Annotated in this window: 19 protein-coding genes; 12 read left to right on the plus strand and 7 right to left on the minus strand. The window is 57.2% G+C overall.

The genetic code is table 11. The features are described 5' to 3' along the window. Positions 1-116: 116 nt before the first annotated feature. The gene (locus ACVWYZ_RS00420) at positions 117-470 is read left to right on the plus strand and encodes a DUF6464 family protein (protein WP_414349734.1); all 354 of its coding nucleotides are present in this window, start codon (positions 117-119) and stop codon (positions 468-470) included. Here the strand turns inward: ACVWYZ_RS00420 and ACVWYZ_RS00425 are convergent. Beyond that, positions 467-1,918: a BCD family MFS transporter gene (locus tag ACVWYZ_RS00425; protein ID WP_457465446.1), complete on the minus strand. Its 1,452-nt coding sequence runs from the start codon at positions 1,916-1,918 to the stop codon at positions 467-469. The two genes, ACVWYZ_RS00420 and ACVWYZ_RS00425, sit on opposite strands and share 4 nt — an antisense overlap. A 169-nt stretch (positions 1,919-2,087) precedes the next feature. Between ACVWYZ_RS00425 and ACVWYZ_RS00430 the strand changes: the two genes are divergently transcribed. Then, complete coding sequence (locus ACVWYZ_RS00430) at positions 2,088-3,158, plus strand: hypothetical protein (RefSeq protein WP_457465447.1); 1,071 nt, start codon at positions 2,088-2,090, stop codon at positions 3,156-3,158. Between the two features lie 115 nt (positions 3,159-3,273). Here the strand turns inward: ACVWYZ_RS00430 and ACVWYZ_RS00435 are convergent, their stop codons facing one another. Next, complete coding sequence (locus tag ACVWYZ_RS00435) at positions 3,274-3,576, minus strand: hypothetical protein (RefSeq protein ID WP_457465448.1); 303 nt, start codon at positions 3,574-3,576, stop codon at positions 3,274-3,276. Between ACVWYZ_RS00435 and ACVWYZ_RS00440 the strand changes: the two genes are divergently transcribed. From ACVWYZ_RS00440 to ACVWYZ_RS00450, 3 genes are all read left to right on the plus strand, one after another. Further along, positions 3,568-3,717, plus strand: coding sequence for a hypothetical protein (locus tag ACVWYZ_RS00440; protein ID WP_414388664.1), 150 nt, complete (start codon positions 3,568-3,570; stop codon positions 3,715-3,717). The genes ACVWYZ_RS00435 and ACVWYZ_RS00440 overlap by 9 nt on opposite strands. Before the next feature lie 241 nt (positions 3,718-3,958). Further along, positions 3,959-5,425 (plus strand): hypothetical protein, encoded by a 1,467-nt coding sequence (locus tag ACVWYZ_RS00445; RefSeq protein ID WP_011434306.1) that lies wholly within the window; start codon positions 3,959-3,961, stop codon positions 5,423-5,425. Between the two features lie 297 nt (positions 5,426-5,722). After that, complete coding sequence (locus tag ACVWYZ_RS00450) at positions 5,723-8,185, plus strand: ExeM/NucH family extracellular endonuclease (protein WP_457465449.1); 2,463 nt, start codon at positions 5,723-5,725, stop codon at positions 8,183-8,185. Between the two features lie 277 nt (positions 8,186-8,462). On the opposite strand, the gene cbiD is transcribed toward ACVWYZ_RS00450, so the two are convergent. Beyond that, complete coding sequence (cbiD, locus tag ACVWYZ_RS00455; RefSeq protein WP_457465451.1) at positions 8,463-9,569, minus strand: cobalt-precorrin-5B (C(1))-methyltransferase CbiD; 1,107 nt, start codon at positions 9,567-9,569, stop codon at positions 8,463-8,465. Positions 9,570-9,768: 199 nt separating this feature from the next. Between cbiD and ACVWYZ_RS00460 the strand changes: the two genes are divergently transcribed. Further along, positions 9,769-10,122 carry a hypothetical protein gene (locus tag ACVWYZ_RS00460; RefSeq protein WP_414350209.1) on the plus strand — a complete coding sequence of 118 codons (354 nt, stop codon included), beginning with the start codon at positions 9,769-9,771 and terminating at the stop codon, positions 10,120-10,122. Between the two features lie 38 nt (positions 10,123-10,160). Here the strand turns inward: ACVWYZ_RS00460 and def are convergent, their stop codons facing one another. The 4 genes from def to ACVWYZ_RS00480 form a co-directional block, all read right to left on the minus strand. Next, positions 10,161-10,751: a peptide deformylase gene (def, locus tag ACVWYZ_RS00465; RefSeq protein ID WP_414350211.1), complete on the minus strand. Its 591-nt coding sequence runs from the start codon at positions 10,749-10,751 to the stop codon at positions 10,161-10,163. Positions 10,752-10,893: 142 nt separating this feature from the next. Further along, positions 10,894-11,208, minus strand: a complete 315-nt coding sequence (locus ACVWYZ_RS00470) for a DUF3593 domain-containing protein (protein ID WP_011434312.1) — start codon at positions 11,206-11,208, stop codon at positions 10,894-10,896. Positions 11,209-11,211: 3 nt separating this feature from the next. Beyond that, positions 11,212-11,538 carry a DUF2499 domain-containing protein gene (locus ACVWYZ_RS00475; protein ID WP_457465452.1) on the minus strand — a complete coding sequence of 109 codons (327 nt, stop codon included), beginning with the start codon at positions 11,536-11,538 and terminating at the stop codon, positions 11,212-11,214. Continuing rightward, a complete protein-coding gene (locus ACVWYZ_RS00480) occupies positions 11,538-11,714 on the minus strand; it encodes an NblA/ycf18 family protein (RefSeq protein ID WP_041437678.1) in 177 nt (58 codons plus the stop codon). Before ACVWYZ_RS00480 ends, ACVWYZ_RS00475 begins: the two co-directional genes overlap by 1 nt. A 119-nt stretch (positions 11,715-11,833) precedes the next feature. Between ACVWYZ_RS00480 and ACVWYZ_RS00485 the strand changes: the two genes are divergently transcribed. The 6 genes from ACVWYZ_RS00485 (at position 11,834) to ACVWYZ_RS00510 (ending at position 15,244) form a co-directional block, all read left to right on the plus strand. Then, positions 11,834-12,022, plus strand: a complete 189-nt coding sequence (locus tag ACVWYZ_RS00485) for a hypothetical protein (protein WP_414350215.1) — start codon at positions 11,834-11,836, stop codon at positions 12,020-12,022. Positions 12,023-12,091: 69 nt separating this feature from the next. Continuing rightward, on the plus strand, positions 12,092-12,343 hold the full coding sequence (locus ACVWYZ_RS00490; protein ID WP_011434316.1) for an RNA recognition motif domain-containing protein: 252 nt from the start codon (positions 12,092-12,094) through the stop codon (positions 12,341-12,343). Between the two features lie 123 nt (positions 12,344-12,466). Next, the gene (locus ACVWYZ_RS00495; RefSeq protein WP_414417917.1) at positions 12,467-13,771 is read left to right on the plus strand and encodes a metallophosphoesterase family protein; all 1,305 of its coding nucleotides are present in this window, start codon (positions 12,467-12,469) and stop codon (positions 13,769-13,771) included. A 529-nt stretch (positions 13,772-14,300) separates the two neighbouring features. Continuing rightward, complete coding sequence (locus ACVWYZ_RS00500; RefSeq protein ID WP_011434318.1) at positions 14,301-14,546, plus strand: GlsB/YeaQ/YmgE family stress response membrane protein; 246 nt, start codon at positions 14,301-14,303, stop codon at positions 14,544-14,546. Between the two features lie 82 nt (positions 14,547-14,628). Continuing rightward, a complete protein-coding gene (locus ACVWYZ_RS00505; protein WP_414350220.1) occupies positions 14,629-15,003 on the plus strand; it encodes a hypothetical protein in 375 nt (124 codons plus the stop codon). A gap of 1 nt (position 15,004) precedes the next feature. Then, positions 15,005-15,244, plus strand: a complete 240-nt coding sequence (locus tag ACVWYZ_RS00510; protein ID WP_414329398.1) for a hypothetical protein — start codon at positions 15,005-15,007, stop codon at positions 15,242-15,244. Positions 15,245-15,308: the final 64 nt, after the last annotated feature.

Here is a 15,308-nt window from a genome sequence, read left to right on the forward strand (position 1 = left end):
GAACATTAGGAACATTAGTCAGTGTTGCCGGAAAAAGCTGCCCAGGTCTTATCATGGGTCAAACCAAGCCCATCATCCTGTAGTCTGCTGCCCTAAACTGGCTCCGTTTGCGCCTTATGTCTTCCATCAACCCGACCTTGCCCATTCAGTGGATCGACGCGGATTCGGGAGAGGTGGTGGAAGAATGCCCTTGGGAGAGCAGTCCCCATCCGGGCACCTACGTCCAACTGGCAGAGCAGCACTACCTGGTTCTGGAAAAGCGTCATTCCTACCGGCTCCGGCAAGGCAAATACCACCTGTGTGGGATCCGCGCCCTGGTGCGTTCGGTCACCCCACCTCAGGAAGTGGGAAGGTTCCTGGGGGATCCCTCCTGTCGGTTTAATGCTCACTCGCCCTTGCTGCGTTGTGCCGTCAACCCCAGCGGGCCCTGTCAGGGCTGCCCCCACTACGAGTCGGCCCCGCGTTGCTAGCCCTCCAGCTCCAGAGCCAACACCTGGGTCAGCGCACGGTTGGTCTTTTCGCGAAACTCGGCCACGCTCACCCGTCCCAGCAAATACACGGCCAGCAACATCACCGCTGCCTCCACCCCAAAGACGGTGGCATAGGCAAGCACTGAAGAAGTGGGGAAGAGAATGCGCCCCAGATCGAGCAAAGCCCCGCCGAGCAAGGTGGAAACCGCCTGGGACATGGCCTGGGCCAGACCCCAAGCCCCGATAAAGGTGCCTGCCGTCTCCGCTGCCGTCAAGTCCAACATGAGGCTAATGGCGCCATTGGTGGTGATCCCAGAAGCCAAACCAAACAGGATCATGCACAGTTGCAACAGCCGTGAATTGCCTGTAAACCCTGAGGCAATGGTCAGCCCAAAAGAGATGGCCACCAGCAGGCAGCCCAGACGAGCCGTTGTCTGCTTGCCCAGCTTGGGCACGATGAAAAATCCGGTCAGCACAATCCCTGCCAAAATACCCAGGCTCCAAAAGGCATTGAGTTGGGTGCTCTGGGCCACCGTCATGCCAAACACCTCGCCGCCATAGGGTTCTAGGATCGGCTGTTGGATAAACAGGCCCATGGTCATCAACACCAAGAAGCCGAAAAAGATCAGGGTTTGGCGGCTGGCGGTCAGCACCTTGATGGCCGTACCCAGGGTGATTTGGTCTTCTCGTCCGGCCAGGGTGGAACGGGATCCGTAGCGGGAATAGCGCTTTTCCACCCCCCAGGTGGCAACCACCCCCAGCAGGATCACCACGGCTGGAATGATGATGAAGAGGCGATTAATGGTGCTCTGCAGGTTGTCCGGATCCAAGCCCCGCAGCAGCACCGCCGAGCCAATCGCCCCGCCGGCAATCCCCACCATCAACATGGACCAGACGATCCCCACCAACTTAGAGCGGTTGTCCTCGTCTGACACATCCACCAGCAAAGCCGCAAAAGGCGTGGAGCAGGCGCTGAGGCAGAGACCATAAAGGGCAAACATCAAACAGGCCAAGCCTATCCAGCCATAGGTGGCTCCAGACCAGCCCGTAGCCGCAAAGCTATCCCCCAAACCCCACACCACCTGCACCCCCAGGAAGATGCAGACCGCAAACAGCACCGATCCCAGACGCACATAGCCGGTGCGATGCAGGCCAAACAGGGGCTTGGCATCCGAGAGCTGCCCAAACCAAACCCGAGCCGGGGAGACCAACTGGTGCATGGCCAGGGATCCCCCCACCACTGTGGCCGGGATGGCCAGCAGATCCGTGTCGATCATGACGCGGTTCAGCACTCCCAGAGTGAGCAGCGACATCATTCCCAAGCCCATCTGAAACAGGCCCAGGCGGAACATAACATGCAGCGGCAAGGGCTGAACCTGCGCCTGAGGCTCTGGAGAAGTTGAAGTTACAGAAGCGTTGACCTCGGGATCCCGGCGAATACTGGCCATGATCTGGAATGATTCGAAAGGGTGCTACAGCCTTTTATCGTAGCCCAGGCAGCCTGGGATCCCGGCAAAAGCATGGGGTTGCCAAAAGTGAAACCGCCACGTCCTCTCCCCTTTTGGGAGCTATTGTCAGGGTATAGTCCCCCAATTTCCAATCCTCAGGAATATTGCTATGCGCGCCCCCATCCCCTGGCTGCTGAGTTCACTGAGCTGGGTGGGCATTTCCCTGGCCGGAGCAGCCCTCGTCCCTACACTGATGGTGTCCACCTCGCAGGCAACCCCTATGGATTTTCCGCTCCACCAGTCCCTTTCTTCCCCCACTCCTTCAGAGTGGGCGGAATACTTGGCCTACAGGCAGGTCATCGACCGGACGATCTCCATGACCTGGGATCCGCAAGCGCGAGCCTTGGCAAAGCAGTATGGGCTGGATATCGTCAACATCACCTGGGAAGATACCGGACGCCACAAGGGATCTGCCCTTGGCCCCAACATCAGCGACATGACCATCCAGGTACAACAGCTCAACCCCAGAACGGGTCACTACGAGCTGAGCTTGATGCCGGTGATCCGCTACCACAACTTTGCCGATCTGTCTGCCGACCTGCCCCTCGATAGCCTACAGGTGCTGGTGGGCAACGAAAAAGGAAAACCCCTGCAACCCGTGTCGCTGCGAGAGCTGCTGGGGAATCTGCGCCGCTACTTACATGATCCCGGCTCTTGGGCCGGCAACCGGAACTCCCTGCTGGCTCCACGGGATAGCCATGTGTTGGTGAGCGCCCAAGCTGCCTTTTTGCCTATCCCTGCCGGGGGATCCGCTCAATTCAACCCGGTGTTGTTCAACTACCAATCCTATCCCGGTAACCCAGCCGTGCTGGCAATCTTGGCCACCCGCGAGGGCACCAGCATTACGGTGATCGAGAACCGCACCGAAGATAGGGTGGGCGGGGCTATTTGGGGCCAGCGCCTTTTCTTCAATCAAAACGGTGAACGGGCCAGCCTCACCGGGCAGCGCCTCAGCGATTTTCGGGCCGAGCAAGCCGCCAACCCAACCCCCAGAGATCCCCATTCGGCGGAAGTAGCAGAAGAAGCCCTGAACCTGGTGATGGTGATCCAAGTACCTGATACATTCACGCTGAACTCTCCTGAACATAGTTCAGGAAAGAAGCGATCGCATCCTGCCTATCTCTGTTCGCGTCAGCGGGACGGAGTCCAAACAGGAAGGCGGTATCCCGCAAAGCCCTGAGGAATACCCCCCGAGCGCTTTCCCCCTTCACTTCCCGGCAACCGTTGCGGTGGACTCAAGGATCAGGGGGAAACTTGGTCTACTATATCCCTCTCAATGACTTTTGCCAAACCGCCTAAAGCTCAGTAAATTCAGCAAAGTTCAGGGTTTTGGGGGTTAGAGGCATGCTCTCCAGCAGCGGCAGCCGCCGCGAAGGGAAGTTGAGGATATCTCTGTCAAGTTTTTCGGACTCGCAGCCGACCTGGCCGGCCTCAGCAATGTAGAAGCCGCTGTCATTGGACATGGAGAGGTAGAGGGCCCCTTCACCGAGATCAACAACCTGGACATCGAGCGGGATCCCCGCTTTCCCATTCGGGTCACGGTCCAGTTCTACAAAGCCACCGACAATGGCGTGGTCTCCGCCGAGGACATGGCCCAAATCCACCATCAAATTGCCCGCGTCTATCGAGAGGCCGACTATGTGGGCAGCTTGGTGCTTCAGCGGGACACAGGCCGACCTACGGAGTACGACCGTGATGCAGAGACAGAGCGCCCCTTTCCCTTTCCTGGGTGGCCCTAGTATCAGGGCCTACTGCGCATTCTTCCCACAACCTGCAAGCGAGGGGCAGCATCTTCTCGCCCTAGAGTTTCTCTACTACACTGACAACTGACCTGGTGCCAAGAGGAGGGGGTGTCGGCCCGATATCCTCGGCAAGGTCTGGGTCTGTAGAGGCGGTTGCCAAAGTATCCTCTTTTGAGGCGGAGGTGCTTGCCTGTACCAGCTCTTGCCCAAGGCAGTGGGGAGTTTTTCCTGCAACACTATGGCTGACGCAGTTCCCGTTCGGCGCTACGACCTGTTTGTGCAGGCTTCCCGGCTGCTGCAGCGCTACCGGCAGCTCACGCCGGAACTCCGTCCGATAGGGCTGGAGGTGGCCCTGGCCATCCAGTATCACCGCGCTCAGGCCGGATCGGGATCCCTGCTGCCTTGGGTGGGATCCCCCCGCGGACTGCCCTTGCAGCAAGTGGCCCAGCGCATTTGCGACCCGTTTTACAGCAAAACCCACCCTCTTTTACCGACCTTGCCCGAAACCGGCGAGCCTTTGGTGTGGCCTCTGTTCAACCAAGGGGAAAACGGCTTGATCCGGCCCCTGGCCCCGAGCAAAGTGGGCGGGAAACTGGCGGAACGGCGCTGGCTCAAAGCCTGCAACAGCCAGGAAGGGATCGGCTGTCATGCCTTGGCGGCCCACCTGTGGCAGGACGAGCGCTTTTTGGCCGAAGACCGGGATCTCTGTCCTTTCCGCCTTTATGATGGGCGCTACCCCTTGAGCGTGGATCAAGGGCGACAGACTTGCGGCTTTGACGATCACCCCTGTGGCTGGCAGCCGGGACACCCCAAAATGTTGCAGGTGGTGGGCAAAGGCAAACAGGCCGAGATCCTGCTCCCCCACTGGACGGATGACATGTGGGCGATGCTCATTCCCTCCCATCGTCCGCTGCCGATTTACCCGCTCTTGGTGATGCTTTACTTTGGCCAAGAAACTTTGCAAAAGGGGCGGAGCAGCCTCTCCATCGAGCAATTTCGTCTGGATTTTCAGTTCAGCCAGTCTCAACTGCGCCTGTTGTTCGACACCCACCCTGAGCACCCCTTGAATCGACACCTGCTTACCTGGGCTCAGCAGCCAGAGGTGGAGTGGGGATCCACAGAACTCTTGCCCCAGATGCCGCCCCTCCTGCATCAACCTGCTGGGGGCAAGGTGGTTTTGGATCCCGATGAGCCGCCCCAGTTCCGCAGCAGTGGGATCCCTCACAGCGCCGGGACAGACCCGCTGATGGCAGAACGCCGCCGTCGCCGTCAGTTGGAGCGCAGCGAGCGCCACAACGAGATCTTGCACCAGTTTCGCCGCTGGTTCCGCCTGGCAGGATTGGAAGTCCGGGAGGATCAGCATACCTTTGACTTTTTGGCCGTGGCGGACGGGCATCTGCTTTTGGCCGAAGTAAAGCTCCTGCACCACAAGGATGCGGCAGAGGCTTTGCAGGAAGTGGTGGGACAGTTGCTCTACTATGAGCGCTTTGCCCTCGGCCCCTGGATCGAGCAGGGCTTTTCCGTCCAGAAGGCCGCCGTTTTCGATGGACCGCCGCCGGATCCCTATGTGCGATTTCTAGAAGACCTGGGCATTGCCACCTACTGGATCAACGAGCAGCAGATGATCGATGGGCCAGAAAACTCTTTACGCCTGCTGCGCCAGATGGGGGTGCGGGTACGACCGGATCCCGAATTGGGGGATTAGGGGAAAAAGCCTGCCCATGTTCTCCCCTGAGTTTTGACTCAGGCGGGGGTAACTTCTTGTCTTCTTAAGCGTACCTTAGCTGCCCCTTTACTCAGATTCCTTCCTGAAGATGGTATCCATACAGACGGTAAAAATACGGGATCCTTTGAAGTTTCGGGAGGAGTGAAGCAGATGTGGTCTAGGGTTACTTCGCGTCGTGTTGCCCAATCAATTGCGGTGCTAGTTTTTGGTTTGGTGCTTTTGGTTTCTCTGCAAGGGTTCGGCTCCAGAAGAACTCTTTTGCCAATACTTACACCTGTGCCCACACCGACCCCGACTTCAACACCCACAGCCACGCCAACACCGACGCCCACGCCGACCCCGACTTCAACACCCACAGCCACGCCAACACCGACGCCCACGCCGGGAGGCTGTGATCCCAACGCCAACCTGATCCCAGTTGGCACTGTCCAGGGCACTGGCTTCACTTCCCCCCTGGTGAACCAAACAGTCACGGTTTCTGGAATCGTAGTAGGAGACTTTGAAAATGAGGGGGTGGCTGGCCAAACCTATCTCCAGGGCTACTACCTACAAGATGATGGTGACGGGAATCCCGCCACATCAGATGGCATCTTCGTTTTCAGTGGCACAGCTAATAACGTCAGGCTTGGGGATAGGGTTCAGGTGACCGGAACGGTTGCTGAGTTCCGCCAGCAAACCCAGCTCTCCAACGTCACCAGCTTTACTGTCTGTAGCTCTGACAATCCGTTGCCGGCCCCAGTGCAGATCTCTCTACCGCTGACTGCGGAGCAAAGGGAAGCTCTGGAAGGAATGCTGGTCACATTTGGAAATCAGCCCCTGTTTGTAACCGACTCCTTCTTGCTGGGACGCCACGGGGAGCTGAGTGTGGCCACAGAGCGGTTGTTCACTCCTACGCAAATTGCGGCTCCCAGCCAGGCAGCTGCCATTCAAGCGGAAAACGACCGAAAGCGGATTCGCATTGATGACCGGCTGCTCACCCAAAACCCAGATCCGGTTATCTACCCCACTCCGGGTGGCCTGAGCGCGGCTAACACTGTGCGCGGCGGCGATCGCGTCAGCAACATTACCGGGATCATGACCCAGTTGCGAGGCCGGAATGTCAGTGGCGATGTGGATGCGACCATCGACTACCGTATCCACCCCAATGATCCCAACAACTTGCCCAGGTTTACAGCCACCAACCCTCGCCCGCAAAACCCACCCTCAGTAGGGGGCTCCCTGAGGGTAGCTAGCTTTAACCTGTTCAACTACTTCAACACCTTCGGCAACGCCTGCTTCCCCAATAACTCCTCCTGTCAGGGAGCCAGCAACGCCACCGAGTTCACCCGCCAGCGGGATAAGCTCATCGAGGCTATTCGCCGCATGGATGCCGATATCGTAGGCCTCAACGAGTTAGAAAACGATGGATACGGTTCGAATAGTTCCATTCAGGATTTGGTGAACGGGCTCAACCAGGTCATGGGGGCAGGAACCTACGCCTTTGTGAATGTTGGAGTGCCCAACCTGGGCGGCGATGCCATCACCAACGGCTTTATCTACAAGCCAGCTACGGTTGAAATTGCCCCCGGCACTAACCCGGCCTTCCTGGACACAGGGGAATTCACCCAAGGCCCCGGACGCTTCCATCGTCCTCCTCTGGCTGTAACCTTCCGGCAGCGGAGCAACAACGCCACCTTCACTGTTGTGGTCAACCACTTCAAGTCCAAGGTTTCTCCCTGCGATCCTATTGACAACGATCCCTTCCAAGGCAATTGCAACGGCAACCGCACCCGGGCCGCTCAGCAACTCTTGAGCTGGCTCGCCACCAATCCAACTGGCTCCACCGATCCGGATGTGTTGATTATGGGGGATCTCAACTCCTACGCTATGGAGGATCCGATCAAAACTCTGGAGGCGGGCGGGTTCATCAACCTCAATGGCTCCAACAGCTACTCCTTTAGCTTCCAAGGACAGTGGGGATCTCTGGATCATGCCCTGGCCAACAGCAGTCTGAGACCCCAAGTTACAGGCTCAGCTAAGTGGCACATCAACGCTGATGAGCCCGTGAGCTTGGACTACACCCTGAGCTTCAAGAGTCCCTCTCAGCAGAGCCTCTTCTACGCCAGCGATCCCTTCCGCTCTTCCGACCACGATCCGGTGCTCGTTGGCTTGAACCTGACTCCGGCCCCAACACCGACGCCGACGCCCACACCGACACCGACGCCCACACCGACACCAACTCCTCCTTCCGTTAACCTGCTTTTGACCGAAGGCTTTGATAACTGCAACCCTGCTCCAGCCGGCTGGCAGATTGTGGATGTGGACGGCGACACCAGTCGTTCCTGGCGTTGTGTCAACTCCCTTGCCGAGGCCAACGCTTTCAACGGTCAGCAACCGGGTAATGACTGGCTGATCACTCCTCCTCTGAACCTGGCTTCCGTCAGCAACCCAGTTCTGACCTTCCGCAATCAGAGTTCTTTTAGCGATAACGGCCTTCCTCCTTCGCAACAACTAAGCGTTCTTTACTCCACCAACTACAGCGGTGCAGGCACTCCAGCGGCAGTGAATGCAGCCACTTGGACTGCTCTGACGATTCCCACTCTCTCTACGGGCAGCTTCGTCGACTCCGGCCCGATTTCTCTGGCTGGGATCCAGCCTTCCAACCGTGTTTACATTGCCTTCCGCTATCGCTCTTCTGGTACAGCTTCCGGCTCGGCCACTCGCTGGCGGGTGGATAGTGTCAACATCTCCGGGAACTAGGTGTGGGATCCTAGTGCCAACCTGAGTCTGATTGGCAGTGGCTGGGAAAGTGGATCTGCTTCCTCAGCCGTAACGCTCTCCTATGTGGTCTTGGCCGGGATCCACCGTTGCTCAGCGGGTTTCGAGCAGAGGGATTGACTTTTGGAGCACGGACTAAAGGGAGAGGAGCCGGGGGTGGTTGCCTTTGGCGGCACGGAGCGCTTAAGACACTTCGGGAGAAAAATGGTTGAGGATCCGGGGGGATTGCAATGTCCTCGTCTCAATCGAAATGACCTCATTATGGGATCCCCACCTGGGCGCAGATTTGCCCCTGTCGGTCGAACAACGTCACCGCCAACAGCAGGGATCGACCGGCATACTTTTGCACATAGCCTGTGGCTCGCTCCAGGATTTGGCGAGCCAACTCCTGCATCACGGGTGCTGCCCAGCCAAGGCCATCCAGATGGTGCACCGCTGCCTCTACTGTCCGCAACTCCAGCACTTGCCGTGCCTGTTCTGCCGTTCCCCCACGCCGGATCAGGGCTGCCGCCAGAATTTCCAAGCGGGCATCGGCCACGTGGCTGGAAGTGGTGAAGATCCCCCCTGCCAGCTTGATCAGCTTGCCGTGGTAGCCGATCAAATGAATGGACTCCGCCCCCCGCAGCGCCGCTTCCACCAGCAACGGCCCTATCCAATTGGCTACTCGCAGGATCTGGTCTTCCGGGATCCCTTGCCGCAGCGCCACTTGCTGCCCATGGCTGCCCACGCAAAAGATCAAATGCTTGTGCCGCTCCAACTTTTGTTGCAGCTCTTGGCGGGCTTGCTCTAAGCTCTCAACACTTGAGGAAGGCTCCACCTCCGCCCGCGTTCCCAACAGGGCCAGCCCTTCCAGCACCCCAAAAGCGGCATTGGAGGTGCGCTCCGCCAGCAGCTTTCCTTCAGGCAAGATAATGCGAACCCGCAACCGGCAATCGGGGAGGATCCCGGGCAAAAGATTGATCTCAAACAAACGGCGGGCATAGGCATAAATGGCCGGGCTGCCATCGGTGCGTCGCCCCAGCCCTTCCCCGGCTTCCAAGATCAAGGGGGGATCCTCGGGATCCCTCTCCTCCAACCTCACCCAAGCCCAGACCGGTGTGTCGCGGGTGAGATCCAGGTGGGGGCCGGGATCCGAGCGGGTAATGGCCAGAGCTGTTGTCTTCTCCAAGGCAGCTACCTGCTCCACCGGGATGTGGATCCGAGCCTCAAGGGACCGGGGCTCAGCCTGCACCGCAACAACCAAGCGCCCCCCTTCCTTCTCCAAAGGGATCCCCAGAAGGTGGTGAAGAGCAGCCCTGGCCGAGGCAACGGCGAAAACGGGCAAGGTATAGCCCCGCGGTCGGGATCCCTGAACAGCATCCTGCATCTGCACAGCTTTTTGCTTCGGAAATGGATGACCGGAAAACCAAAATCTCCGGAAAATGCACACCTCAATTGTGGCTTGTGAGAGAACCCAGGAGTTTCGGGGAACACCTCCCGGAAGCAATCGTTAAATGATCTGGGGGAAGAAGAGGGGATCCGAAATTTGCCTTTTTCAATGAAGGTAGTCGAAAACTGGGGCAGCTATGAGCGAAGCAGTGCAGCACTACCTTGAGCGTCTGGAGTCGCAAATACAGGAGCTAAAAGCTGCCATCGAGCGGATGCCCGAGCAGGTGGTGGCTGTTCTCCTGGCTACCCAGGAAGCCAAAAAAAACACCCCCGCCCCCTCCCGTTACAGCGTTCTAATCTCAGACTTGGTGGAAGATGGCAGCCACAACTTCCTGCTGGATGATGAACCCACCGTGGTGAGCAACCGCAGCATGGGGCATGAGCTGGCCCCCGAAGCCCAAATACAGCGCCTGAGTGCCCAGTTAACCGCTGCCTACAACCGCATTGCCGCTCTGGAAGAGCAGCTCTTGGCCCAGCGCTTGCAACACTAAACCAAACCGACAGTCGTCCGGACCGGTCTGGAAAGGCTTCAACGGGGAACAGCAGAGGGCTTGCCTTTGCGTTGCACATCCTGCATCTGGAAGCCGTGTTTGCGCAGCTCTTGATCCAGCACCAGCTCGTTTTCCACGTGATCCACAAACAACACGCCGTTGAGGTGGTCGATTTCGTGCTGGATCACCCGCGCCAGCAAATCGTCCGCTCGAAGGGTGCGGGGCCGCCCCGTTTCATCCTTAAACGAAACCACAATCCCTTCTGGGCGCACGACCTCGCAAAACACCCCCGGAATGCTTAGACAACCCTCCTGCCCGGCAACGGCCTCGCCAATGTACTCCCGGATCTCCGGGTTGATCAGCACCAGCGGTGGCACCTCCGGCTTATCGGGATAAAGATCCACCACAATCATGCGCTTGGGAATGCCAACCTGCGGAGCCGCCAGACCAATCCCATCAAAGCTGTACATGGTCTGCAGCATGTCCCGGGCAAGCTGGCGGATCTCGTCGTTGACCTGGCTGATGCGCTTGGCCGGCTGCCGCAGCACCTTGTCCCCCATGCGATAAATGTGCAGGGGCGGATGCTTCAGCTTCACTTTGGGAACGGCAACAGAAAGGGTAGCCACCATCCGGCAGATCTCACAGAATAACAGCAGGTATCAGGCCTGGATCCCCATTCTACATTCAGTCCCAGTTGCGCCGAAACCACTGTTGCCTAACTCTCTTCTCCTTTTTGATTTTGAAGAGGGGGTAGAGGCTTGTTTGGGATGATCATGGCTCAGGGTTGCCGTCGCCAGCCTCTGGAAGTCGTTGGGCCTGTTGGTCAATTCCCTGCTTAAAGCCCAAGGCCACTAAAATATTGGAGAGGGTGAGAAAAGCCTCTGCCCCTCCATGCAAGGGATCCACGTTGGCCAGGGAAGTGCCGTAGTGCATCTGAGCGTACAGCCCTGCCGGGATGCTGACGGCCACAAAAAGCAACAACAGCCAAAATCCAACCAAAGCCAAACGTGGGATCCGGCGCAGCCGCGACAGAAAGAATAAAAAGACCAGGTAGGGGAACAAAGAAAGGGCAAATAAACTGTTCATCGCCTAGTCGGGATCCCCCTCCTGTGCAGGCTCATCCACCCTTTCAGCCCGCCAAATGCGGTAAGCAGCCCAAGCCAAGGTGCAGTTGCCCAGCAAGGTCAAGCTGGCCTGTGCAGTCACCACCCAATCTAACTTGGGGTCGTTGTCAAACCAGTGCCAGGTGATCGCGCACATCGCCCCCGACAAAGCGGGCAGCATCGCCCAGCTCAAACTTCGCCATTCGGGCTGGCCCACCCGCTCCCCAAATTGCCACACGAGCACAATAGCAGCGATCCACTCCAAGACGCTGGCAATGTGAATCCACCAGGTGGGAAGCGAAAGGGCGTGCATCAGGCGCTGAGGGAATGACGCAGCAGTTGGCGGTAAGTGGCCTCCTGCAACAGCATTTGCTTGTGCAGTTTGACCAAAATGTCTTTGGCCTGCTCGGGGCTCATGCGAGAAACCAAGGTCTCGAAAGCCCGCTGGCGAAATTGCTGCTCCAAAGAGAGCTCTAGCGTTTCATCCATCATTATCACCTCAGGGTGCTCAGGTAGAGAGGTCTGCAAAGAGTTCCAACAGCGCAGATCTGGCCAGGTAGTGCAAGCAGGATAATACATATCTTAACAAATCGCAACAACGTGACAAGATGCCGGATCTCGACGTGCCGGAAGGGAGCTTGGCCGAGGCGAGGGCAGAGAACCTCAACCCAGTGGCAGAAAAAGTACAGGCCCGTCAAGTTGGACAAAGGTGCATTTTGGATGGGGAAGGGGGAAGATTTTCCGGCAGGGATCCCTTTACATCCTTTCACGTTGTGCGACTTAGCAAGGCTCCATGATAGAAGTGAAGTACTCTGGAGCTTTGTTGCCACCCTTGCTGATTGGTGACTTACTTTGCTTGAATTGCCATGACCATTTTTGTGGGGAACCTAAACTATAAAGCCTCAACAGAAGAACTGAAAGCTTTCTTCCAGCAGAGGTGGAACGTTAAGTCGGTTACAATCCCGATAGACCGAGAGACAGGTCAGACACGAGGCTTCGCGTTTGTGGATCTGGCAACCGAAGCTGAGGAGGACGAAGCCATCGAGAGCGCGAACGGGCAGGAATTCATGGGCCGGCCTCTGCGTTTGGATCGAGCCAGGCCCCGCCGCCAAGCCTAAGCAAAGATTGTTCAACCCTGGGTTTGCCATTCTGGACAACCAAAGGACTCCGTCCCGCTAACGCGAACGGCAAGGTTTATCCCAACAGATGGGAGAGCTGCAAAGTCTCCAAGAGCGCCCAAGATGGTAAGGTTGCTACATCTTTCCGACATTCATCTGGGCAGTGGTCTTGCCTACGGCCACATTAACCCAGCTACCGGCCTGAATACCCGTTTGGAAGATTTTGTAGCTTCTTTGCGCTTGTGCATTGACCATGCTCTCAACCAAGCGGTGGATCTGGTGTTGTTTGGGGGCGATGCTTTCCCCGATGCGACACCCCCCCCTCTCCATCAAGAGCTTTTTGCCCAACAGTTTCGCCGCCTGGCCGATGCAGGGATCCCAACCGTCCTGTTGGTGGGCAACCACGATCAGTACGGGCAGGGACAGGGAGGCAACAGCCTGGCTATCTACCGCGCTTTGGGGGTCTCAGGCTTTATTGTGGGGGACAGACTGGAAACTCATCGGATCGAAACTCGCGGTGGCCCGGTGCAGGTGACCACTTTACCTTGGCTGAGTCGCTCTGCTCTACTCGCCCAACAGGAAAGCTTGGCGCTTGAAGGGGAAATCCTCGCGCATCAGCTCCTGCAGCGCCTCCGCCTAGCCCTAGAAGGGGAGATCCGCACCCTGCAGCCAGGGATCCCGGCGATTTTGTTGGCTCACGTCATGGTGGAGACAGCCCGCTACGGAGCAGAACGCCATCTCTCGGTGGGCAGAGGATTTACGGTGCCCCTTTCGCTGCTGGCTCGGCCTGCCTATCAATATGTTGCCTTGGGGCATGTCCACCGTCACCAGGTGCTGTGTCGGGATCCCTTGATGCTCTATCCCGGCAGCATTGAGCGGGTGGATTTTGGCGAAGAAAAAGAGGAAAAAGGCTGTGTGCTGGTGGAAGTCACCCCTACGGGGGCCAGCTATGAATTTTTGCCCCTGCCAACCCGTACCTTTCACACCATTCGCCTGGATCTGAGCGCAGATCCACCCCAGCAGGCGCAGTCCAAGCTGCTGGCCGCCATCGCCAAGGCCCCCGTGGCCGGCTCCATCCTGCGGTTGATCTACCGCATACGGCCCGACCAGCTAGAGTGCATTGATGAGCGGGCTCTGCACAACGCTCTTGCCCCTGCTTTTAGCTACACCATCGCCCCAGAAGTGGTCAGCCCCAGCCGTATCCGTTTGCCGGGATGGGATCCCAGCCGACTTGAGCCCCTGACGGCTCTGGAGCAGTATCTGGCCGACCGCAGCGATCTGGCCCCCTTGCACAACGATTTGCTGGCCGCGGCCCGTCAGTTGTTGGAGGAATATGTGGATCCTTTACAAGACTGGGCCCCCAACTGGGAGGAGCTGGGATCTTCAAGCCTTGCCCCAGTGGAAGAGGAGCAGTTGCCTTTGTTTTGATTGGTTTTGAGATGCTCTCTTTGTCGCCTCAGGGTTCATAGGGGTGGGGATGGGGGATCCCTGTACGAAGAAATCAGGACAGGAGTGCTTGCCAAAGCTGCGGGCTCCTCAAGTTTCAAGTGATCTGAATCACTTCGAAATGGCAAAAAGCAACACAAACTGGGAATCGGGTTGAAGACGTTGGCAACGACGGCATCAGCTCACTCACAGGGAACTGACTCAGACTGGTAGACCTCACACTGCCAGTCTTTTTTTGTTTGAGGTTTAGGTATTGTGAAGCTGCAGCAAGCAGGGGATCCCTTTCTAGCATTCATGAAATTCCCATCTTCTTTTCTATAGAGTCAGTCTATTAAATCTATAGAGTCTGTATATTAAAAGACAAATAACGATCTGTTCTCGGCAGAGGCTACCAATTTGTCAAGTGGGCGTCAAGTGTGCCAAGTGTACAGAAGGTTGGTTCTCAGGGAATTTATTTTCTCACAACAATAGGTATGCTGTAGAAACAGCATACTATGGAGAAGTAGGTTCTATGGACAGTATCCTTTGGTTTCTCTTGATCGGAGCCCTGGCGGGTTGGCTGGCAGGGAATATTCGACGCGGTTACGGATTTGGATTGATAGGCAACATAATCGTTGGTGTTTGCGGGGCATTTTTTGGCGGGTTCCTCTTCGATTTGCTTGGCCTGTCGGCTACAGGTCTTTTGGGAAGTTTGTTGATGGCTACCGTTGGGGCTTTGGTTTTGTTGGCGTTAATTGGCTTCGTTCGTCAGGCTTGATCTTTAAGATGGCCCGCAAGGGCTTGTGTTTCCGTTGGGATCTTGATCGAACATTTAATCGAACATTTACCGGAGAATTTTTATGAGCATTCGTGTTCTTTCGGCAGCGATGATTGGCTTAGCCATCCCCAGCATGGGTCTGTTGACAATGCCATCTGCTTCTGCCCAGCACTTGTTTGATTTGGGAGTGCGCCAACTGCAGCCGGGCACCATCATTCCCGTCCAGAGCTTCAAGGGAGAAGAGCCCCAGTACTTCAGTCCCAACAGCACCCACCCACTTACCCTGCGGGTAGCCCAGGACATCTACAACGGCAGCGGCCAATTGGCGATTCCAGCAGGCAGCGAGGTGCGAGGCAGCTTGCGACCGACTCAGGGAGGGGCCAGGTTCTTCGGCACAGCTTTGATTGCCAATGGGCGACTTTACTCGGTGCAGATGTCTTCTGATTTGATCCACTGATTTGATCCACACTGAGAAAGACCCGCGCCACTATTCTGCCGAAGCGATTGCTCAAGATGCAGCCATTGGTGCTGTGGGGGGTACGGTGCTGGGCTTGCTCACAGGAGGCGTTTCTGCTTTAGGGGTTATTGGCGGAGCTGGAGCCGGAGTGGCGGTGGGCAATATCACGGCACCTCAAGTCGTGGTGTTGCGCCCTAACCAAACGATTAACTTGGCTTTGGACAGTCCGGTGCGTCTGTGATCGACAAATTTTTGATCTGGTTTTGATTTGGTTTGATCTGGAAGCAAAAAGGATCCCGGTTTTA

The sequence above is a fragment of the Thermostichus sp. MS-CIW-37 genome (genome assembly GCF_054060065.1).

Coding starts and splice junctions, on each gene's coding strand:
- ACVWYZ_RS00420 (WP_414349734.1), top strand. CDS start 117: ATGTCTTCCATCAACCCGACCTTGCCCATTCAGTGGATCGACGCGGAT.
- ACVWYZ_RS00425 (WP_457465446.1), bottom strand. CDS start 1,918: ATGGCCAGTATTCGCCGGGATCCCGAGGTCAACGCTTCTGTAACTTCA.
- ACVWYZ_RS00430 (WP_457465447.1), top strand. CDS start 2,088: ATGCGCGCCCCCATCCCCTGGCTGCTGAGTTCACTGAGCTGGGTGGGC.
- ACVWYZ_RS00440 (WP_414388664.1), top strand. CDS start 3,568: ATGGCCCAAATCCACCATCAAATTGCCCGCGTCTATCGAGAGGCCGAC.
- ACVWYZ_RS00445 (WP_011434306.1), top strand. CDS start 3,959: ATGGCTGACGCAGTTCCCGTTCGGCGCTACGACCTGTTTGTGCAGGCT.
- cbiD (WP_457465451.1), bottom strand. CDS start 9,569: ATGCAGGATGCTGTTCAGGGATCCCGACCGCGGGGCTATACCTTGCCC.
- ACVWYZ_RS00460 (WP_414350209.1), top strand. CDS start 9,769: ATGAGCGAAGCAGTGCAGCACTACCTTGAGCGTCTGGAGTCGCAAATA.
- def (WP_414350211.1), bottom strand. CDS start 10,751: ATGGTGGCTACCCTTTCTGTTGCCGTTCCCAAAGTGAAGCTGAAGCAT.
- ACVWYZ_RS00470 (WP_011434312.1), bottom strand. CDS start 11,208: ATGAACAGTTTATTTGCCCTTTCTTTGTTCCCCTACCTGGTCTTTTTA.
- ACVWYZ_RS00475 (WP_457465452.1), bottom strand. CDS start 11,538: ATGCACGCCCTTTCGCTTCCCACCTGGTGGATTCACATTGCCAGCGTC.
- ACVWYZ_RS00480 (WP_041437678.1), bottom strand. CDS start 11,714: ATGGATGAAACGCTAGAGCTCTCTTTGGAGCAGCAATTTCGCCAGCGG.
- ACVWYZ_RS00485 (WP_414350215.1), top strand. CDS start 11,834: ATGCCGGATCTCGACGTGCCGGAAGGGAGCTTGGCCGAGGCGAGGGCA.
- ACVWYZ_RS00490 (WP_011434316.1), top strand. CDS start 12,092: ATGACCATTTTTGTGGGGAACCTAAACTATAAAGCCTCAACAGAAGAA.
- ACVWYZ_RS00495 (WP_414417917.1), top strand. CDS start 12,467: ATGGTAAGGTTGCTACATCTTTCCGACATTCATCTGGGCAGTGGTCTT.
- ACVWYZ_RS00500 (WP_011434318.1), top strand. CDS start 14,301: ATGGACAGTATCCTTTGGTTTCTCTTGATCGGAGCCCTGGCGGGTTGG.
- ACVWYZ_RS00505 (WP_414350220.1), top strand. CDS start 14,629: ATGAGCATTCGTGTTCTTTCGGCAGCGATGATTGGCTTAGCCATCCCC.